Origin of the sequence: Thermogemmatispora tikiterensis (genome assembly GCF_003268475.1) — a bacterium.
Lineage (GTDB): Bacteria > Chloroflexota > Ktedonobacteria > Ktedonobacterales > Ktedonobacteraceae > Thermogemmatispora > Thermogemmatispora tikiterensis.
Genome location: NZ_MCIF01000002.1, coordinates 1018479 through 1038247, shown reverse-complemented (window position 1 = coordinate 1038247; position 19769 = coordinate 1018479). Strand labels below are relative to the sequence as shown.

The 19769-nt window shown below is 59.5% G+C and carries 10 protein-coding genes; 3 read left to right on the top strand and 7 right to left on the bottom strand.

Translation table 11 applies throughout. The features are described from left to right. Window positions 1–84: 84 nt before the first annotated feature. The 7 genes from A4R35_RS04280 to A4R35_RS04250 all read right to left on the bottom strand — a co-directional run bounded on the left by A4R35_RS04280 (window position 85) and on the right by A4R35_RS04250 (window position 14881). Window positions 85–4449, bottom strand: a complete 4365-nt coding sequence (locus tag A4R35_RS04280; protein WP_112426866.1) for an ATP-binding protein — start codon at window positions 4447–4449, stop codon at window positions 85–87. After that, on the bottom strand, window positions 4446–5645 hold the full coding sequence (locus A4R35_RS04275; protein WP_223258191.1) for an RNA-guided endonuclease InsQ/TnpB family protein: 1200 nt from the start codon (window positions 5643–5645) through the stop codon (window positions 4446–4448). Before A4R35_RS04275 ends, A4R35_RS04280 begins: the two co-directional genes overlap by 4 nt. 110 nt (window positions 5646–5755) lie before the next feature. Further along, a complete protein-coding gene (locus A4R35_RS04270; RefSeq protein WP_112426862.1) occupies window positions 5756–6349 on the bottom strand; it encodes a hypothetical protein in 594 nt (197 codons plus the stop codon). A gap of 805 nt (window positions 6350–7154) precedes the next feature. Then, on the bottom strand, window positions 7155–8048 hold the full coding sequence (locus A4R35_RS04265; RefSeq protein WP_112426860.1) for a hypothetical protein: 894 nt from the start codon (window positions 8046–8048) through the stop codon (window positions 7155–7157). Between the two features lie 26 nt (window positions 8049–8074). Continuing rightward, entirely contained in the window at window positions 8075–9778 is a 1704-nt protein-coding gene (gene mads7, locus A4R35_RS04260) for a methylation-associated defense system protein MAD7 (RefSeq protein WP_112426857.1), read from the bottom strand. After that, window positions 9775–13773 carry a serine/threonine protein kinase gene (locus A4R35_RS04255; RefSeq protein WP_112426855.1) on the bottom strand — a complete coding sequence of 1333 codons (3999 nt, stop codon included), beginning with the start codon at window positions 13771–13773 and terminating at the stop codon, window positions 9775–9777. The genes mads7 and A4R35_RS04255 overlap by 4 nt, the downstream gene beginning before the upstream one ends. 247 nt (window positions 13774–14020) lie before the next feature. After that, entirely contained in the window at window positions 14021–14881 is an 861-nt protein-coding gene (locus A4R35_RS04250) for an SPL family radical SAM protein (protein ID WP_146747110.1), read from the bottom strand. A 198-nt stretch (window positions 14882–15079) separates the two neighbouring features. Between A4R35_RS04250 and A4R35_RS04245 the strand changes: the two genes are divergently transcribed. The 3 genes from A4R35_RS04245 (at window position 15080) to iolD (ending at window position 19615) form a co-directional block, all read left to right on the top strand. Then, window positions 15080–16153, top strand: coding sequence for a LacI family DNA-binding transcriptional regulator (locus tag A4R35_RS04245; protein ID WP_223258190.1), 1074 nt, complete (start codon window positions 15080–15082; stop codon window positions 16151–16153). Between the two features lie 349 nt (window positions 16154–16502). Beyond that, window positions 16503–17549, top strand: a complete 1047-nt coding sequence (gene iolC / locus A4R35_RS04240; protein ID WP_112426848.1) for a 5-dehydro-2-deoxygluconokinase — start codon at window positions 16503–16505, stop codon at window positions 17547–17549. A 179-nt stretch (window positions 17550–17728) separates the two neighbouring features. Next, complete coding sequence (gene iolD / locus A4R35_RS04235) at window positions 17729–19615, top strand: 3D-(3,5/4)-trihydroxycyclohexane-1,2-dione acylhydrolase (decyclizing) (RefSeq protein ID WP_223258189.1); 1887 nt, start codon at window positions 17729–17731, stop codon at window positions 19613–19615. Window positions 19616–19769 lie beyond the last annotated feature (154 nt).

The window sequence follows — 19769 nt, the reverse complement described above, 5'->3', positions numbered from 1 at the left end:
TGGTGAGGCAGCCCTTGCGAGCCTGCTTCACTGCTGCCAGCGAACCCGCCTGCTCGTTCCTCTCGCACCTCCTCTACGAGCTTACTAGGAGCCGACTCCCATGCGCACGATGAGGGCCCGAGACGTCTCGGGGGTCTGCACATAGGCGTAGCCGACGCTCAGTCGTTCGAGGTGTTCTGCCGCCTGACTGCCCCGACCAGTTTGGATGACGCTCGCTGCCTTGCGCGACTCGGGGGAGTTCATGCGAAAGAAGATGCGCGTACCTGCATTCTGGAGGATCTCGGGATGAAAGTCGCTCAGGCTCTGGCTGGCGACGATAACGACGATGCCGAACTTGCGCCCTTCTTTCATGAGTTTGGGGAGTGTTCGGTCCTTTGCCAGGCGGTGAGCCTCGTCGAGGACGATGGCCAGACGTGGACGCGCGGTAGGACCCCACTGGAACATGTCTTTGTAGATTTTGTATAGCATGAAAGACCCGGCGCTCAATTGCAGCACCTCGGCGTAGAGGGTATGCAGGTCAATAACAAGCCCATTGCCGATGAGGGAACGCAAGTTAATGGAAGAACTTCCAGGACGGAAGAGGTCCATGTCGAGCAAGGGCCGACAACGGGCAGTGACGTTGCTGATATGGCGCTGCTGCTCCTGCTGTCCGATACGCCGGAAAACCTCCTGGAGAGAGGGATAGGTCAGCTCGCTCTGTTCCTCTTCGCTCAGATCGTCTTCAAAGCCGTGAGCACGGTAGGCATCGCGAATGGCGGTGTAGACGACATCGCGTTGCATATCTCCGAGATTAGCCACCTGGGCGAAGATTTCCGAGATGGCCACAGTATTCTTGCGCCAGTCAGAACCCGAGACGCTACATTCGAAGGGGCTGAATGGCAGGCCCCTGGCTGCGTCGAGGACATTTGGATGAACGCGCTGGTAGAAGCGCCCTTGTGGATCGGCGAACTGACCATGAAAGTCCAGCACGAGAGCCGGCACGCCCTGCTGGCTTAGCTCGCTCAGGAGATGCTCGATTGTCCAGGATTTTCCTTGCCCGGGGATGCCCAGAATGAAGAGATGTGGGCTGCCCTGAATGGCTGGCTGCCAGTAAACTGGGCCACTGGCGGCCTGTCCCAGCAGGATACGAATAGGCGTGGAGCCTGAGTCTGCGGTCTTCCCCTGGCCTTCTTCATGGTCGGCTCGAAGAAGCAAGGTGCCCTCGGCCTCTTCTCCTCCGAGTCTCGCTAACCGCTGCTCAAGCCCATGCGGAAGGCCTGGCACCGCGGCTGGTTGAGTCCCTGCTTCCTCGGTGGGCAAGTCTAGAGCGGGAGTTGATGATATCTGCTCTTCAAGCTCGGAAGGCTCCTGCTGCTCGGATGTGGCCAGTTCGTCAGAGACAAGGGTCTCGTCCTGGCCATTATGGTCGGAAGCCTGCAAGAGTTCGGGCAGATGGTGGAAGTCGCTGGCGGTCAGCAGGCGAATGCGCGCACCCTCAACGAAGAGGGGCTTGCGCGGCTCGCTCTCTAGACTGACAATGTAGCCTTCGTAGCTGGGACGGAAGTCCAGCTCTTCTTTTTCGAAACGAGCCAGGTTGTCCAAGAACGTCGCTTCGGCTTCAGGGTCGAACAGCTGGTAACGTCGGGCACGCTCGAAATGAAAGCGCAGTACATTGGCCAGATAGGCACGCTGCAGTGCCCCATCGAGCTGCTGGCGATCGAAGAAGCGCTGTTGCATGGTGTTAGCGGTAGCCTGCAGCTGCAAGGCCATATCGGTGGCCAGGCGCTCGAGGGGTACGGTGCCGCGGCGCCACTTGACCTCGATAAAGGTGGCTTCGACGATATTGCGCTTGAGAGCAACGAGCACGAGATCGCAGCGGCGCTCGCCCCGTCCCGGTTGTCCTGTGCCGCTCGGGGAGAAGATGCGGGGATAGAGATCGACAGGTAGCAAGACCGCCTGCTTGAGACGATTCTGACGTTGGAGCCAGGCCGTGACCACGCCAAGGCCCACAGCGGTGGCGGCGCTGGTTGGGGACTCTAGAGCCTCCAGGGCCAGACGTCCCGAGATGATTTTCAAGTAGTGCAACAAGTGACTGACACTCTCCTCAATGCGCGAGAAGCCCAGCTCTTCCATAGCCTGAGCAAGCATCGAGCCGATTTCCTCGTGCCAGGAAGTCGTCACCATCATGCGATGGCCCAGCCCCTCGGTAAACTCCGGCGAATAATCCAGCACGTACTTGCGGGCCATCTCCTCCAATCCGGGCAGATGAGGCGAGTCGTAGTAGTCCAGGGTAAAGAAGCGGTCCAGCGTAATGACCCAGTTCGTTCGCTGGTGCAGCTTGTCCAGCAGTGCACGGCGCTCAGAGGTAAGGGCGACCTGCAAGGCCGGTTGCGCCTCCTCTTTGCCAGAGAGCAGGGAGCCGCCGGCTTTCAGGAGAGCTATATGGAGATTGACCAATGTCTCGCTGTAGCGCGGTCCCTGGGGATGAGGAAGGAACCTGCTGCCGAGGCTGTTGATCTGATAGCGCCAGAGCAGGGTATCGTTCTCCTGACTAAACTGGAACTGAGGCACGAAGCGCGCCAGCAGGCCATAGAGCGAAAAGCTGCTCACCTCGCTGTTCAGGGAGGGAGCGCCCTGCATGGGAACAGCAACCACGCTCGGACGCATGAAATCGCTGACGATGGCCAGGTGAGCCTCGGGTGGCTCCTTCTCTTCCTCTTGCAAGAGACGGAACGGGCGGGCAGTGGTCGCCAGCGTCGGCAGGAAATGATCGGTTGGATGCCCCTGACCCTGAGTGAAGCGATTGCCGTACTGTTGCAGGAACTGGGTGAGGGTCTGCAAAGTGCCGCTCTGCCAGCTTTCGCTGTATGAAGTGATCTGGAGGAGGGGCAGCGTACCGTCTGGCTGCTCGGTCTCCTCGTTCTCATCTGGCGAAGGGGTCAGGCCCTTCAGGGCCTCACCCAGGAGCGCCCCACGATCCGGGTTCACGAGCGTCAGGACCAGCGGATTGGCGTAGGGATGGAGGTCCTGGAAGCGCCTGAGATGCTCGCTGAGACGCTCGGGACGGATATCGCCAGGGACGGCCTGCTCTGGGCTGGCCTTGAGCAGCGTCGCCACGTCGGTGTAGCGCCGGTGAGGATCGGCTGCGTCAGCAGGAAGAGCTACACCGTGGAAGAAAAGAAGATTCTGGAAGAAAATGAAGACAGTTGGCGTAGCGACATGGTAGGCAAATGGCGGCACATTGGCTGGAACCAGCAAACGCAGTGCCTCCAGGTCAATCTTCTGCTTACGATGCCTCTTTTGCTGCTCTAGCAACTGCTCCTCCCAGGAAGCCAGCAGCCGTGTGTAGCCGGCGAACCAGGCGGCGCGCAGGGGATGAGTGGGGAGAATGATCAGCGCCTCTTCGGCTCGCTGCTGCTGGTTGAGGAAGCGGATGAGCAGGCTGTCAACAGAAAGCGCCTGCTTGAGTTCGCTGGGGTCAGCTCCACTCTCCCGAAGATGCTGAAGTAGCTCATAGTAAGCCTGGGCATAGCGGACAGCGGCATCGGCCAGCTCAGGGCTGCTGCTCCAGTCAGCAACCTCGATGAAGTTACGTGCTTCGGACTGGCGCAGGCGTCGGAAGAACAGATCTCGCTGGCGCCAGAAATGTTGCCAGCGCTCACTTTCACCGGAAGTGAGAGGGAACGGCTGAATGGCATCCTCATCGACAGGGTGTAGATCATCAACCTCCAGGAGAAAGCAGCCGCCCTGCTTCGGCTCCTCCAAAACACGCCGCTCTAATTCCAGCAGAGTTTTACTCAGCGCCAGCGTGAGCCGCTCTCTTCCATTCACCAGGATGCTAAAGTAGGCACAATCGCGCTGTTGCCACTGTGGCTGGCTTTCTTCGAGAATCGTTTCGCGGATCTCACTGCCTAACTTGAGCCGTCCGAAGGAGAGCGTCGAGACCGTCCGGCGCTTTTCGGACTTTGCCGTCTCTGGCGGAAGATTGGCCGAATCAAGGGTCAAATAGAACGGCTCGCTATCTTTGTAGAAGAGTTCCTTCTTGTCCTCATCTTTATCGGAGGACCTCACAAGCTCGTTGCGATCAGGTCCCAGCGGGGCAATACGCACGCAGACCGCGAAGTCGGGCGGCTCCTCGTTATCGAGCCCTAATTTCTCCAGCTTGATCGTGATCTTGCGACGCCCGGGCGTGAGGTCCTGCTCCCAAAGGCTTTCGCGGAAACCCGGCTCGCTTTGCTCGGGTACGATGGCTACTCGCCAGCCACCCAGGTTCCGCGACTTGTCTGGCTTACACTTCCAGCGCACTACTACATCGCCATTGCTACCATAGTAGGCGTAAAGAGCCCCGCCGGGGCCATCGGGCTGAGCCAGGTGGCAGAAGTGTTCAACTTCGCCTTTGGAGTTAGCGAAAGGTTCGATCTCAAAGTCGCGCAGGTCGCTCTCTTCATAGTCAACGACCCCTGGCTTCAAGCGAGGGGCTTGCCCGCAGCCTCAGCGGCCCGGGCTTCAGGGCTGGTTGACAACAGCCCACTGCCCCGTAGGACAGTAGAGCGTGCACGCGTTCGAATGTTGCGCGCGGCATTGATATCGGCGTGTTCCTGGAACCCACAGTGGGGACAGGTGAAGCGATGCCGGCGACGGGTTCCTCGCTGGCCACAGCGCGAACAGGTTTGACTGGTGTAGGCCGGGTTCACTTCTCCCACGCGCAGCCCTCGCTCCTGTGCCTGCTGTTCGGTCCAGCGCCGGATCAGTCCCCGCTGCCACAGCGCGAGCCGGCGTCGCAGGGCCCGCCCCCGGATCTGCTCCTGCTGCGGTGGGGGGAGCTGCAGCCGCTCGAAGACCAGGACCGCCTGTGGGGGTGCCCACTCTCCCAGGCGTTTCGCCACCGTCTGGGCAAACGTCTGGGTGCGGTGCCGTTGCCGGCGACCAAGCCGTTTCAGCACCCGCCGGACACTGCGCGTGTCCCGGTGCTGTGCCTTACGGGCCGCCAGCTTGCGTTGCAGTCGCGCCCGCGTCTTCGCCGTGCGCCGATTGCGCACCTTCACTGCTTTTCCACTCACAAAGAGCACCCGCTCCTCTCCATCCACGGCCACCAGCGCATTCGTCTCGTTTAGATCAATCCCTACGACGGCCTCGGTCTCTGGGCATGCCGCTGGGGGATCAGGGACCTCCAGCGTGATCGTGAGGCGCCCGATGAGCTGCCCACCCCGTTCCAGCACCGTGAGACTGTCGATGGTCTTGGCCTGGGCCAGCCGCTGCTGAAACGCCGCTGGTACCTGGTAGGGAAGCGGCTTGCGTCCGGCCACGGTCCAGAGCGAGAGGGTGCCATCAGGTCGCAGGGAGGCATCGCGTCCTCGTGGCCCGATCAGAAACAGCGCCCGTCGGCGCCGAAACTGGAACGGACGCTGTGGGGGACGGCGGTTGCTCTGGGCACTCTGGTAGGCGGCAGCCACCAGCCGGATGGCCGTGCAGGTCATCTGGGCGTTGAGCTGGCCCTTGACCTGCTGGTAGCAGGCCCGGTGCAGCCTCACCGCAGAGAGGGGCTGGCCCCCGTTGAAGCAGGGGGCAGAGAGTTGCTGCTCGACCGCCTGGAAGACCGCCAGGGTCTGACGCAGGTCCTCATCGGCTGGCAGCAGCAGCGGGATCGTGCGCTGCACCTGGGCCATCGCTTCCTCCTTCCGCTGTTCGTTCATGCCCTTTCTGATCGCCGGTTACTTTGCTGCCAGGGTCCTCTCGGGCTGGCCGGCAGAAAGGACCCTGGCAGCAGCAGCCTGGCCTAGTGGGCGACTGCTGGATCGCTGGTCAGAGGAGGCAGACAGGTGCAGGGATCGTCGCAGCGGGGGCAATGCCCACAGGCCCGCACGGGCTGATGACACGCTTCACAGTTGCCGTAGAGCGGCAGCGACGAGGGCAGGCGGGCCGAGATCAGCCCGGCCATGAACCCGGCGGTCCAGGCAGCCCACTCCTGCCAACTGCTCCCATCGGGCGGCTCCTCATAGGCTTCGCCTTCGGAGAAAATTTGCAGGAATTCCTCGATGAGGGCCTGATCCGTCAAGACACGGTGGGAGTCATCTTCCCGATAGCCATCGATGAAGTAGTGCAGAGTCCCGTAGTAGTACCCCCTCACGAACTCGGGATCGCTGACCTCGATGTAGGGGACGTGAACCAGCTCCGGGGGTTTTCCCTTCGCCACCGTGACGAGCATCGCGCAGCGAGGCGACGGCACGGGGACGGTCTGAGCGGGCGAGGCAGTGACAGCAGCACGCTCACCAGACGGCGCAGGTGGGAACCCCGCGCGGTCGGCGAACAGGACGGTCTCTAGAGACTGTTGGGGATCAGGGGACCCCGTAGGACAAAACAGCTCGGCCATGATGGTCTTCCTCCTTGCTTGTTTGCCAGTCGTTCACAAGACAGACAGGCAGACACAACACACAGAACGCGGGAACACCTGGCCTGCTGGGAGACGCGGGGTCTTGACAAGACAACACGACCCCGGCAGCCAGCAAGCGACCAACAGTGCACCATCGTAGACTGCTGATCGCGCTTGACAGCCGGGGTCAGACGTGGCATACTACATCCAGACCTCGCTGTCTGAGTATATTGTGGCTGACCATGGTTCCAACTCCGAGTCAGCCACAACGATCGCGACCAGCGAGCTCGATGCCTAGAGTGCCAGCTCTAGGCATCACTTTTCGTACGCTTACACAACTTGAATGTTTTCAAGGTCTGACAAAGACAGAGGCTCCATGCCCTGACGCCTTCTCTCCCGGTTAATAGCTCCGAGAACTCTAACGGCAGTTTTACGCTTAACACGTTGACCTCCCACCAACCTGGCAAAAGCTTCGTAGGAAATTCCTGTGCTTCGAACTATATCCCCAGCGGTCAAACCCAATTCTTCGAGCAGACGCTCAACAGTAGCCATAGAGTACCTCCGGCAATCTCCTCCCTACCAGCAGCTTCTCTTCTCCTCACTTAGGACAACTATAGCATACAAACACTTCCATGTCAAGACATCTGTCAGCGAAGATGGCCATTCTTGTACAAGAATGAAAGAGAATCCACAGCGCTCTCCTCATGGACTAACAGACTAGCTGTACGAAAGAGCCCAACCAGCGACGCCAACGCAGTGATCGGCCTGACCACCCACGCTGGAGTTGGAGCGTCCGGTCACCGTTCTAGAGGGACTCTGTCAGGAGGAGGGAGCCGCCTTTCTCCCCTGGATTCATCCAGGGGTCCCCGGCGGCACACAAATGGATGAATTCCCAGCGATCAAGCGTCAGGTCCTCCTCCACCAGTGCACGAGACCAGCTTTGGACATCGCTGAGGGCTTTGCTCTTCAAGAAGCGCAGTAGCCTTGTAGCGGTTGTGCTCTCAACTTTCAGTTCCTGCACGCGCTCGACCAGGGTGGCATCGAACTTCTTAGGACGCGCCAGGAGCGTCGTCAGGCGTCGATTGCGCTCCAGAAAATCGGTAAAATTGGGACGAGCGTCGCAGATGAGGCCGACGCGCCAGAGTTCCAGGCCGATCTGATTTGCTGTGCCATCCAGCACCTGGGCGTAGACGGCGACCACGAAGTCCAGGCGCCGCTCATGGCTCAAGCCGGGCCAGCGCCGCAGGTGGCTAAAGACTGTCTGAACCTGGGCCGCGGCCTCGGGAGAGCGCTCTTGAAGGCGGTGCTGTAGCTCGCGCAGAGCTGTCTCATAGAGCTGACGCCCATCGATAGGGGCAAAGGCATTGGCCAGCGAGCTGACAGCGGCGTCCACGCTGCCAGCGGGAATAAAAAGGCAGAAACGCCCGCTCTTGCGGTTGCGCAGCTCGATGGCGCGATCGGGAGTGATAAAAAGCGGATCATCGGGAGCGTGCTCTCGCTCCGTGGTTAGAATGTGAAACAAAGCTCCCCTCTCTGCAGACTTGCTTTCACGCAAGCGCTGACAAAGAGGCCTGGCATCGTCCAGCTCCAAAAAATCGATGCGCGCACAGTGGCCGGTGCCTGTCCCCCTGATTTCTTTCAGCAGCGCCTGAGCAAGTAGCTCGATCTTCAGCTCGCTCTGTGGAGAAGAGATGATCATCGGTAGACCCTTTCCAGACTCAACGCTTAGTAGTGGCTGGCTAGCGCGGATGGCGTGGCATACGGTGGATGCAGACGTTGGACCGTAAAGTCGTCAGAGAGGTCGCGGAAGATGCCCATTTGACGCAGGCGGCGCAGCATGGCCCGCAGATTTTCCTGCGCTGCAGCAATGTACTCGGCGCCCACAAAGGGAGCGGGCGGATGATCAACCAGCAGGCCGAAGCGCTTCTCGAGAAAGCGCAGGAAATCCTGCAGGCGGATAGGCATGAGTCCTTGATCGCTCGTGTCTCCATTTCCACTGCCGCTCAGGCGGGCGGCGGCCAGCTGTACCAGGACCGCTAGCAGATCGTTGGTCGGTGCGTAGTACCAGGATGAGCGATACTTGAGCTGCCCTCTGAGCAGGCCTTCAGCGCGTGTTAACCCTCCTGTGCTCCAGTACCAGCGCACAAAATTCTGGGTAGCATCGCGCTGGCCCTCCTTCAGCAAGGTTACCAGGCCCTCTAGATCGCTCTCGGCGCTCTCGAGCAACTCATCCAGAGGTCTGGTGGCCAGCGGATTTTCCGGGTCCTCTGGATCGCCATTCGCCTCATAGATATCGTCGATATCGTGACGGGCCTGAGCCTCAATATCGTTCTGTATACCACCCTGCTCTCGCAACGCCAGCAGCCCTTGCAGGTAGAGCGGGCCGGCAGGCTGGTCGCCAAGCAAGCGCTCTATAGTCGCCCGGCGGCGAGGATTCCTTTGGAGCTGCTCGGCATAGCGGTGCAGCTGGCGCAGGAGCAGATTAGCCGACAGAAAGCTCTGGTAGACTTCGATATCGCGGCGCACGCAAGCGTGAGCCATCTCTTGACTGGGGCCGCGTTGGCCAGTGAAATCCACGTAGAGCGCTGGAGGGGAAGGCTCCACTGGCTCGCGCATCGCCGGAGGTAAACTTTCTGGCTGCTCGACCAGGGTATTTACCGCGTAGACGACCTTCAAAGTATACGTGAACAGCTCAAAGTTTAACAGGATCAGGAGATAGTGAATAAAGGCCGGCGTTGGCATGGCCTTATGATAGGCCAACATATATTGCGCAAGGTCCGCCGCTAGTTCTCGTGCGAGTCCAGGACAGGCTCCCAGATGTATATATTTCTCTCGGCTCAAGCCTGGTCGTACGCTCTCAAAACCGTCGAGAAAGGCCAGCGAGAGGCGAGTGAGCGTGTCCACCTCAGTGACCCCATCGTATTCCCCACCTAACTCGCCGGCCTTACCGAGTTTAACGCCACGACCGAAAACCGCCTTGAAGAACTCGCGCAGCTTCTGATCGCTTCCCATGTAACTGCGTAGGGCCTGGTAGAGAAAGAGGTCAGCGCTGCGCAGGCGACTCGCTTCCTTGGGGAAGCCGGGCTTGTGTGAGAGCAGACTGTAGGTCACAATGGAAGTGATCTGCTCATCTTCATGCTTGCGGCCAATTTGGCCAGTTGTTATTAAGGCTGTGCGTACCAGGCGCTCCAGCAAACGTCGCTCCTGAAGACCAGAGAAACCCTCCACAGCCGGGTGCTGGCTCAGCTTATTGATATAGACGTCGATTGCCCGGGGATCATTGGGAATACGGGCGCGTCCCCGGCCTTCTGCCAGGATGCTGAAGAAGAGGAGGGGCAGAAGCAGATCGATATCGAAATCGTTCATCTCAATGGGCAGGACCTGGGGAAAGCGCACCCCGCGCAGCTCCTTCGGCAACTTGACCTTCACAATTGCCCTCCTTCCAGCGGATCAAGCAATGGCTGTCTGATCACCTTACCATCGCGCTGAGTCAAACGATGGAAACGCTGGCCATTTTCGATCAAGATCAGATCACGTGTCTCCATCAGCAGCAGTGCATGCTTGAAATGGCGCAGATCCTCTAGCAATGGCTGCAGCTCAGCAGCCTCTGGTTGCAGACCATCCGCCAGGCGCAGCAACAGCTCAAACAGATCAAGTGAGATCTCCAGGCGAGGCGTTCCCGAGCGATGGCGCAGCACCAGAAACTCGGGCAAGGTCTCAACCACCTCATTATCGCTGGTTCCGACTGGCTCCAAAATGAAATCTGCCAGTGGAAGCTGCTTCAGCATAATCAGCTGCTGTTCCTCCGAAGCGCGTACCACCACGCTCAAATGACCATCCGGCAAATCGGCATTGATCCCATCTGAACGCAAGATCCCCAGCGCTAGCTTGCTGCGTGTCTCCTCCAGCTGCTCCTGCTCCCCTTGCAACAATTGTAGATACAGTAGAGCATAGCGATAGGGCAGCAGATCGAGCCAACGCACGGTAGGCAGATATGACTGCCCATCCTCGTCCAGGCGTGGGCCATAGAAGTACAGGCGGCGCTTCCAGGCAGCCAGCCAATCGCGCTCCTCCCTGAAACGCTGACGCGGCAGATCTTTCGCATCAGCCATCAGCTCGGCGCGCAGCAACGCATCCTGTGGTCCCTGATGGAAATGTAGGAAGCGGTCGAGATGAGGCTGAGGAAAACGTGCGGGATCAAGCACGCGCAGATCGCGCAGCAGCTCATCATCGATCTCTGCCGGAGCAAAAGCGCTCTGCCAACAGGAACGCTCAATCAAAGACGCCCCGCCATCCTCGCTCTGGCGCGCCGCATGCACCTCGTGGCAGCTCAAATTACCGGTGATCAGGTAGGCCAGGGCGGAGCGCAAATCGCGCATGGTGATATGGCGTTGATGGCGTAGATGAGTCAATAGCAACAGGTATTCCAGACGCTGCTGTGTACGGTTCCTGCGCAGCATCTGAGCATTTTGATAGATTGGACAGATAGCCTCGGCACAACAGTTGCGGCAGACAGCCCAATGCTCTTTCGCCAACAAGCTATTCAATACGCGCCGAAAGAGCGAGCGCTCTTGCTCACCAGGAAGGCTGACAAAAGCGCGTCGCTTCAAATCAACCAGCCAGACATCCTGCTCGCGCAACGACTGACTGCGGCGCGCCTGCTGCAGCTGCGTTTTCAACCAGGCAAAGCGCTCACCGTAACGCTCAAAGTAGTCGGCCAGGCGCCCGTCATTGATCGCCACCAAGACCGTCAGGGCTGCCTGCGGTCGCTCCGAACCCTCCAGTCCTGCCAACTTCTGTGTGAGCTGCTCATCGGCGCTCAGCCCACGATGGGCCTCAGAGGCATCGTAGCAGCTGCGGAAAACGTGGCCATTGTAGATCAGTTCCCAGCCGCTCTGATCAGAGCGCTCCTCGATAGAGCTTGCACCCTGCTCGATAAGCTTCTGGCGAACCTGCTCTAAGAAAGCGGTCTTGCCGTCGCCAGGATTGCCCGACAGGAAAAGCGCGAATGGGCGCTGCTCCAGCACAAGCGGCAGCAGCTCGCGATCAAGCGCCGTTGGCACATAAGTCCGACGTGTAAAGTCGCTGTCCAGGCCCCGGTTATCGGCATTGCCGCTGGCACTGTGGCGATAGAGACCGCGCACCTGCTCCACCCAGGGATTGACCCGCTTCTCTCGCTCCTGACCGCTTTCCAAAGCCGGCGTTGTTTCCCCCGCCGCTACCATCGCTGCCAGCCTGGCCTGTTCCAGCTCCTCCAAAAACTGGCGGGCACTGACCGGGCGCCTTGCAGGATCTGGATCAAGCGCGCGTAATAGCACGGCAGCCAGACGCCGCACCTGCTCATCCGAGATGGGCAGATCCTCCACAGCGCGCAGGATGCGTCGCCCACTCTCATCGTAAGCAAACGGAAGCTGGCCAATCAGAGCCTTAAAAAGGACCACCGCCGCCGCGTAGCGGTCGCTATCGGGGGGTGGACTGGCCGCTGTTAGTGCCTCGGGAGGCAAGTAGAGCGGTGTGCCGGCCAGGCTACGCTCCTCTCCCTGACGGATCGCGAAGCCGAAATCGATCAGAACCGGATGGTGGTCAACCTCATGCAGGATAATGTTGGCTGGCTTAATATCGCGGTGAAGGATACCCCGATCCTCTAAAACCTCCAGGGCCCGGAGCAGGTCCTGGGCAAAGGGCCACCAGCGCTCCAACGACCAGGGGAACTCCTCTTCGAGCTGCTGTAACGTAGGGCCGGGGATATACTCCATAGCGATATGGGCGTCTTCCTCCGGCCTATAGATCTGCCTGATGGTCGGAAAATACTTGCTCTTTATATTCTCTAAAGCTTTGTACTCTTGAATTGCATGGTCATAGACCGCAGCCGGCTGCAAGAACTGCTTCAGCACTAGTGGACCCAGTCCTGGGAACTCCTGATAGCTCGCCAGATACGTACGGGCCATCGATCCCTGGCCGAGCAAGCGCTGGACAACAAAGGTGCCATTCAAGAGCGTCTGAGGGAGGTCGCTCACCTGCTTCTGTTGTACCTGGCGCGCGATCTCCTCTAAGCAGCGCGCCACCTCCGCCGCGCTGGGAGACTGCTCCTCCTGAGAGGGTACCAGCACCGAGCGGAAAAGCTCCGTCAGAGCCGCGGACTGCTCGGGGGCAAGGAAGACAGTCCAGCGGGGAGAGTCGGGCAGATGCGGTTTTTCATTGACTGTTGGGCGAAGTGAAGCAATAGGGGTGCCGGAAAGGCGCTCCAGCATAACCAAAGCCAGGCTAAAGGTATCCGTCTGCGACGTTGCAAACTCGTAGCCGATGAGCACATCCTCGGCGGCGTAGGGGTCATCGACCGCAGTCTTATCCAGCTTGGCTGCAATAGACATACCGCCGACGCGTGCTGCATAGAAGTCACTGAATAACACACGAGGAGACTGACCTTTTGTAAACTGCACGATGAGTGCGGCAGGAGTCAACGCGCGATGGAGAACACCCTGAGCATGGATCTGGGCCAGTCCTCTAAAGGCCTTGGCAGCGATCTGCAGCTCCTGCAAAAACTCCTCGCGCGTCTCTGGGAGGGGGAGAGCGCTCAATGTGCGGCCCTCGGGTGGGACGATTGGCACCACCATAAACCGATCTGCCCAAGGGAAAGGCGTCTCAGCCTGTGAGACCAGGCCCGTGGACTGCAATTTCTCCAACGCCTTATAGGTGCGCGTATAGAATTCCTTGGCCTCCTGTTGCTCCAGTGGATCGTGATCAAGCTCATAGAGCATAACGATACGAGGTCGATTAGCCCCCGAGATCTTTCCCACCGCGTGACAGCGATAGAGCTTCGGGCGTACCTGCTCGGCCTCCTCGATCTGGAGCGTATCGCCGATGTGGCGTGGTATTGGCGGGCGCGTGGGCAAACCTGTCAGCCAGCTTTTCAGCGCCGCATGGAGCTGACCAACCAAAGGATTGCCCTCCTGCTCGTCTCTCTCCTGCAAACGCTCGCACACCTCGTCCAGCCTGAAAAGTCCCCTGGAAGCCCGAGCATCATGGATCATCGGTTGAACAGTGGGAGAAGAGAGCAGCACAATTCCATGAACGAAGTGCTCGCCTCCCTTCAATGCAGCGAACCTCTCCTTCACAGAACTGGCCACAATCTTGGCCACATAATCAACCTTTGCCAGCGGACTCCGCTCTGACGAACCGTCGGCTCGAGTCCAGAACTCCTCATTGCCACGCAAAGAGCCCTGCCAGGACTTCTCGTCGATCACAAAGATACAGCGATTGCCTATCGCTAGGAAATCGATTTCAAAGGATCTCCCGTTCTTGGCCGGGAAAACCTTATTGCAGATCAGCAGCCACGAATCAGGTAATCCCTGACGAAGAACCATAGCGGCCTGCTGCTCTCCATCACTAGCGAAGGCGATGGTCGTACTGATCAACTCGGCCACAGAAGCGCCTCCTTACTACCTGATCGAAGAGAGGCAAGAAACGAGACTGTGGAAACACACCTCACGAACCTGGCCCCTTGTTGCAGTTGAACATCGTTGATATATCGATGCAAAACGGATGCCGGATTATATCACGCTCTTCTCTTGTCGGGCAAGCCTCCATGTTCGGCATCGACCAGCGCAGGCAGAGCAAGAGAGATACAACGATCTCTCTTGCGGCTCCACGGTGGGAGTAGAGTGGGACAAGCTAGTGGCGGGGAGCGATGCCGCAGAAACCACTTGCGCCCCAACCGACAGCCACCCCGTGATCCGTTCCATGAGCCTGTAGATACGCATAGAGAATGTGCGCGGGTTGCGTATCCCTCCAGGCCGGTTCCTGGCGCGCAAAAGGAGTGCGAGCCGTGCGCTCACCGCCTGCGCCGTCGCCCTCAACTGTGTCCACGACCAGACGACGTGCACCGCTCTCAAGGAGCTGTCCTCCAAAGGTCTCGACATCAGTAAAACGCAGACAAGGGCTAATTGTAATCTGCGTCTTTACTCCCAGACGACTGGCCTGGCGTATCAGCTGCCAGCGGCCTTCCAGAGCTGGCCCACCGCCGAGGCGACGCAGGTAGGCCATATCATCCGTCTCGATGGTCACTGAAAGCCAGGCGTAGGGGATCTGGAGAAGCAGATCGAGATCACGCGTCGCCAATGGCGAGCGTGTCTGCACCACCAGCAGATCGAGGTCGGGATAGGAGGCAAAGATCTCCAGACAGCGGCGTGTCACCTGATAGCGCCGTTCCACTGGCTGATACGGGTCAGTAGTTGTGCTCATAAAAACGCGCAGGCGGCGACGTCGCTCAGGAGACATGTGGCGCAGCGTCTGCTCCAGCACAGCAGGAGCGTTCACCTTTACCTGCACCGCCAGGCCCCACGAAGTGCCCAGGCCGGCGGTCATCCAGTTGGGTAAGAAGCGGGCGTAGCAGTACTGACCGCAGGCTGTCTGGCCGTAGGCACAGCCCGTATAAGCTGACAAGGCATGAGTAAAGGGATAAGGAGGCGCAGCCAAAAATCCCCCACGCTGTGGTGTGAGAATGCTGCTGGCCTCCGTCGAAGAGACATGCATGGCTTCCCCCTCATCTTGAGTCCAAACTCGCTCTTTCAGCATAGCACACTGTCGGAGAGAAACTTCTGCTGCCGGCGAAAAAAAGCGGCAAATCCTCTTGACAGAAACCCACGCCATCCGCTATGCTGCCAATGCACACGTGTGCAAATGGCTGCGCCAGAGCGGCTGACACCCAGAAGCAGGAGGAACAGGAGTAGAGTGAGTAGCCCATCCGCCACGGGTCGAGTTGCTGGTACGAGACGCTCGCGTGAGATTTCCATTGCCGATATCGCGCGCGTGGCTGGCGTCTCCCACACCACCGTTTCGCGAGCCTTGCGCGATAGCCCCCTGATCAGCCAAGAGACGCGGAAGCGCATCCAGCAATTGGCGCTGGAGATGGGCTATACGCCCAATGCTATTGCCCAGAGTCTGCAAACACGGCGCACCAGCACAGTCGGTCTGGCGGTAACCTCGATTGCCGATCCCTTCCTCAGTGAGGTCGTGCGTGGCGTCGAAGAGGTCGCGCGCTCGGCTGGCCTGAGCGTCTTTTTGAGCGCCACGCATAACGATCCTGAGCAGGAGATTGCGGTGATCGAGACGTTCCATCGTCGGCGTGTTGACGGCATTCTGGTGGCTTCTTCACGCATCACGGGGGAGTATAAGCAGCGGCTTGACCAGATTCGAGTACCGACGGTCCTCATCAATAGCCAGGCTGAGTCGCAGTACGAGCTGCTCCACTGGGTAGCGGTGGATGACCTGCTCGGGGCGCGGCTAGCAGTTGAGCATCTGCTGGCTCTTGGTCACCGCGCGATTGGCTATGTGGGTACGAGTAGCCGCCCACGCTCCTGTCGCCAGCGACTGGAGGGTTATCAGGCAGCTCTGGCTAGCGCCGGCTTGGCCCCGCGCGAGGAATGGGTGACAATCATGGCTGCGGAGGAGGCTTCTCCCCAGGAAGACGTGCTTTGTGGGCGCCGTGCTCTCCTGCGCCAGCTGGATGCTGGGGTGACCGCCATCTTCTGCCAGAATGATATGATGGCCATCGGGGTCCTGATGGCCTGCCATCGTCGCGGTATTGCTGTACCTCGTGAGCTAAGCGTGGTTGGCTTCGATGATATTGAGATGGCCAGCTGCATCATTCCTCCACTAACCACGGTACGTCAACCGCGTATCGAGCTTGGGCGCCTGGCGATGCAGGTCTTGCTCGATCTGCTCCATGAACAGGAGGGGCGCAATCATGTCCTCGCCCCGATGCTGGTGGTGCGCGAAAGCTCCGCTCCGCCGCCCGCCTCGTAGCCTGTGGTGGGCGGCGCGGATGCAAGGCAGGCAGACAGACAGGCAGAACGCAGGGCGACCGGCTCCGGCTGGCGGACCCGCATTCATCTCCAGGCAGGGTGAGATCAGATGGATAGACGGAATGGTCAGAGAGTAGTCGATCAGCTGGCCTTACAAGCGCTTGTCCGTAGGACAGATCAAGCAGGCGGCTTGTGATCAAAGGTGGTGGCGGGTAGTGTGGAGTGAAGGCAAGCCAGAGTGCAATAGGGTGGCGTGGGGCTGGGTCAGGCTCTCCTTGTTTGAGACAAAGCTGCGGGAGTGAGGATGTCCGTTCGGTCAGGGAAGATCAGATTACACAGGAGGCTCGTCGATGGAGCTAGAACGGCGGCAGAGAGCCTATGACCTCGTTGCCATAGGGCGCTCCTCTCTCGACTTGTACTCCAACGATATCGGAGCGCCGTTTGAGGAAATTAAAAGTTTCGCCGCCTACGTTGGTGGTTGTCCTACCAACATCTGTGTCGGGGCCCGGCGGTTGGGGTTGCGCTCGGCACTGCTAACCGCCGTTGGCGATGATCAGGTGGGCAATTTTATTCTCCATTTCCTGGCTCGCGAGGAAGTAGAGACGCGTTATGTGGTGCGCAAGCCAGGCTATCGGAGTAGCGCTGTAGTGCTGGGCATCCAGCCACCAGATTGTTTCCCGCTCACCTACTATCGCGATCACTGCGCTGACATTGAACTGACAATCGACGATGTCCTGGCGACGCCGCTGGGGGAAGGACGTGTGTTGCTGATCACCGGCACCGGTCTGAGCAAGGAGCCCAGTCGCAGCGCCACCCTCTTTGCCGCCGAGCTGGCTCGCGAGCAAGGAACGATGGTGGTCCTGGATATCGATTATCGCCCTGACCAGTGGCATGATCAGCGCGCCTTCGGCGTGGCGCTTCGCTCGGCGCTGCCGTTGGTCGATCTGGTGATTGGAACCGAGGATGAGATCAAAGCAGCGATGCTGCGCGATGCCAGGCAGGTGCAGGTGGCGCACTCTCAGATCTCAGATGCCCGGGTGAGCGGTGACGTCGAAGAGGCGATCCGTGAGATGTTACGTCGGGGTCCGCGCACCCTCGTGGAGAAGCGGGGCGCTCGTGGCTCGCGAGTCCACCAGGCCCCATCCGGGGAGGCGAACGGTTCTCCGTCCTGCCTGGAGGTGCCCGGCTTCCCGGTGACTGTCCAGAATATTCTGGGCGCCGGCGACGCCTTTGCCGCTGGTCTGCTCTATGGCTTGTTACAAGGCTGGGATTGGTATCGGGCCGCGCGTCTGGGTAACGCTTGCGGTGCGATCCTGGTAACGCGGCATGGCTGCGCCGATTTTATGCCGACCTACGCTGAGGTGATGGCCTTCGTCGAGGAACACGGTGGCCTCTAGGTGAGGCAGCTGAACTGGAATGAACTGGAGAGAAGTGGAGGGCAGCTCCAGTAGGGAACGGAAGTAGAACAAGAAGCGCAAGGGGAGAACGGTGGTTTCTGCCTGATCCTGCTGCCCTGTGTGCTCTCCTGCAAGCGCGTTCGTTGGCTGTGAGCAAGCTGACTGCCCGGAGGAGAACGATGAGTGAGCATGCTGGCCGACGCATGACAATGGCACAAGCGCTGGTTGCTTTTCTGCGCAATCAGTATGTAGAGCGTGACGGCGTAGAGCAGCCTTTTTTCGCGGGCTGCTTTGGAATCTTCGGTCATGGCAATGTGGCAGGCATTGGCCAGGCCCTCCAGGAGATGCCGGATTTTCGTTATTATCAGGCTCGCAACGAGCAGGCAATGGTTCATACGGCCATCGCCTATACAAAAGTCAAGAACCGCCTGCAGACCTTTGCCTGTACCTCCTCGATTGGACCAGGAGCTACAAATATGGTCACCGGCGCGGCTACAGCTACTATTAATCGGCTTCCAGTGCTGTTGTTGCCCGGCGATTTCTTTGCGCGGCGCAATGTGGCTCCAGTGTTGCAGCAGTTGGAGTCAGAGCATACTCAGGATATCTCGGTCAATGATTGCTTTAAGCCAGTGAGCCGCTACTGGGACCGTATTACGCGCCCGGAGCAGCTGCTGACGGCTCTGCCCGAAGCGATGCGTGTGCTGACAAGTCCAGCGGAGACGGGAGCGGTGACCCTGGCTTTGCCCCAGGATGTGCAGACAGAGGCCTATACGTACCCAGAGGCGTTTTTCCGCAAGCGGGTCTGGCATGTGCCTCGCCCGCGGCCTGATCGCCGACGACTGGACGAGGCCGTCGCCTGGATACGAGCTAGCCAGCGCCCCCTGATTATCGCGGGCGGAGGCGTGATCTATGCTGATGCCTGCTCGCTGTTAGAACGCCTGGTAGCTGAGACGGGCATTCCTGTAGCCGAGACGATGGCTGGGAAGGGCAGCCTGCGCTTTGATCATCCTCTCAATCTGGGGGCGATCGGGGCAACGGGTACGTTCGCGGCGAATCGCCTGGCCCGCGAGGCCGACCTGATTATCGGGATTGGAACGCGCTATAGCGACTTTACAACGGCTTCGAAGACTGCCTTCCGCCATCCGGCGGTACGTTTTGTCAATATCAATGTATCGGAGTTTGATGCGGCGAAGCACTCGGCTCTGTCGCTGGTGGGCGATGCCCGCGCGACGCTGGAGGAGCTGCTGCCGCTGCTGGCAGGCTATCAAGTGGCGCCCGAGTATCGACAGTGCGCCGAAGACCTGCATCGCGAGTGGGAGGCTGAGGTTTCGCGCCTCTACGGCATGCGTCATGGGCCGCTTCCCTCGCAGAGCGAGCTGATTGGGGCTGTCAATGAATGCGGCTCTCCCGATGGGATCGTGGTCTGTGCCGCCGGAAGCTTGCCAGGCGATTTGCATAAGCTCTGGCGCTCACGCCATCCAAAACAGTTCCACTTGGAGTATGGCTATAGCTGCATGGGTTACGAGATCGCAGGAGGCCTGGGAGCAAAGATGGCCTCCCCTGAACGAGAGGTCTATGTCCTGGTCGGCGACGGTTCCTATCTGATGATGAACGGGGAGATTGTGACCTCCGTCCAGGAAGGCTATAAGCTGGTGATCGTGCTCTTCGATAACCAGGGCTTCAAGAGCATTGGCTCGCTAAGCCGCTCGCTCGGCCAGGGCGGCTTTGGGACGCGCTATGCTTATCCTCGCAATGGAAGCCTGCCCGGCGATGAGGACGGCTTCGAGGTGGTACCACTGCCTGTTGATCTGGCAGAGAACGCTCGCAGCCTGGGCGCTTATGTGATCCGCTGCCGCGATACCGCCGATGTGGTGGCCGCCCTGGAAACTGCTCGCACGCTGGACCGCACAACGGTGATTTATGTACCCTGCGACCGCTATGAGAGTGTGCCTTCTTATGAAAGCTGGTGGGATGTGGCCGTGGCTGAGGTAAGCTCTAGCCCCCAGGTCCAGGCGGCTCGCCGTGAGTGGGAAACAATGCGCGCTGAAGAACGATACTTCTTATAGTCATAGAATACGGAATACCTGTTGACCCTGTTGACCCTGCGCCTTCCGCGCCGGGAAGGCAAGGCGCCGGAGAAGGCTCCGCCAATGCATGGTGAGAGCAGTGTAACATCGAAGCGTGGGCTGTAAGACAGATATCTGATCTATGGTTGATCTT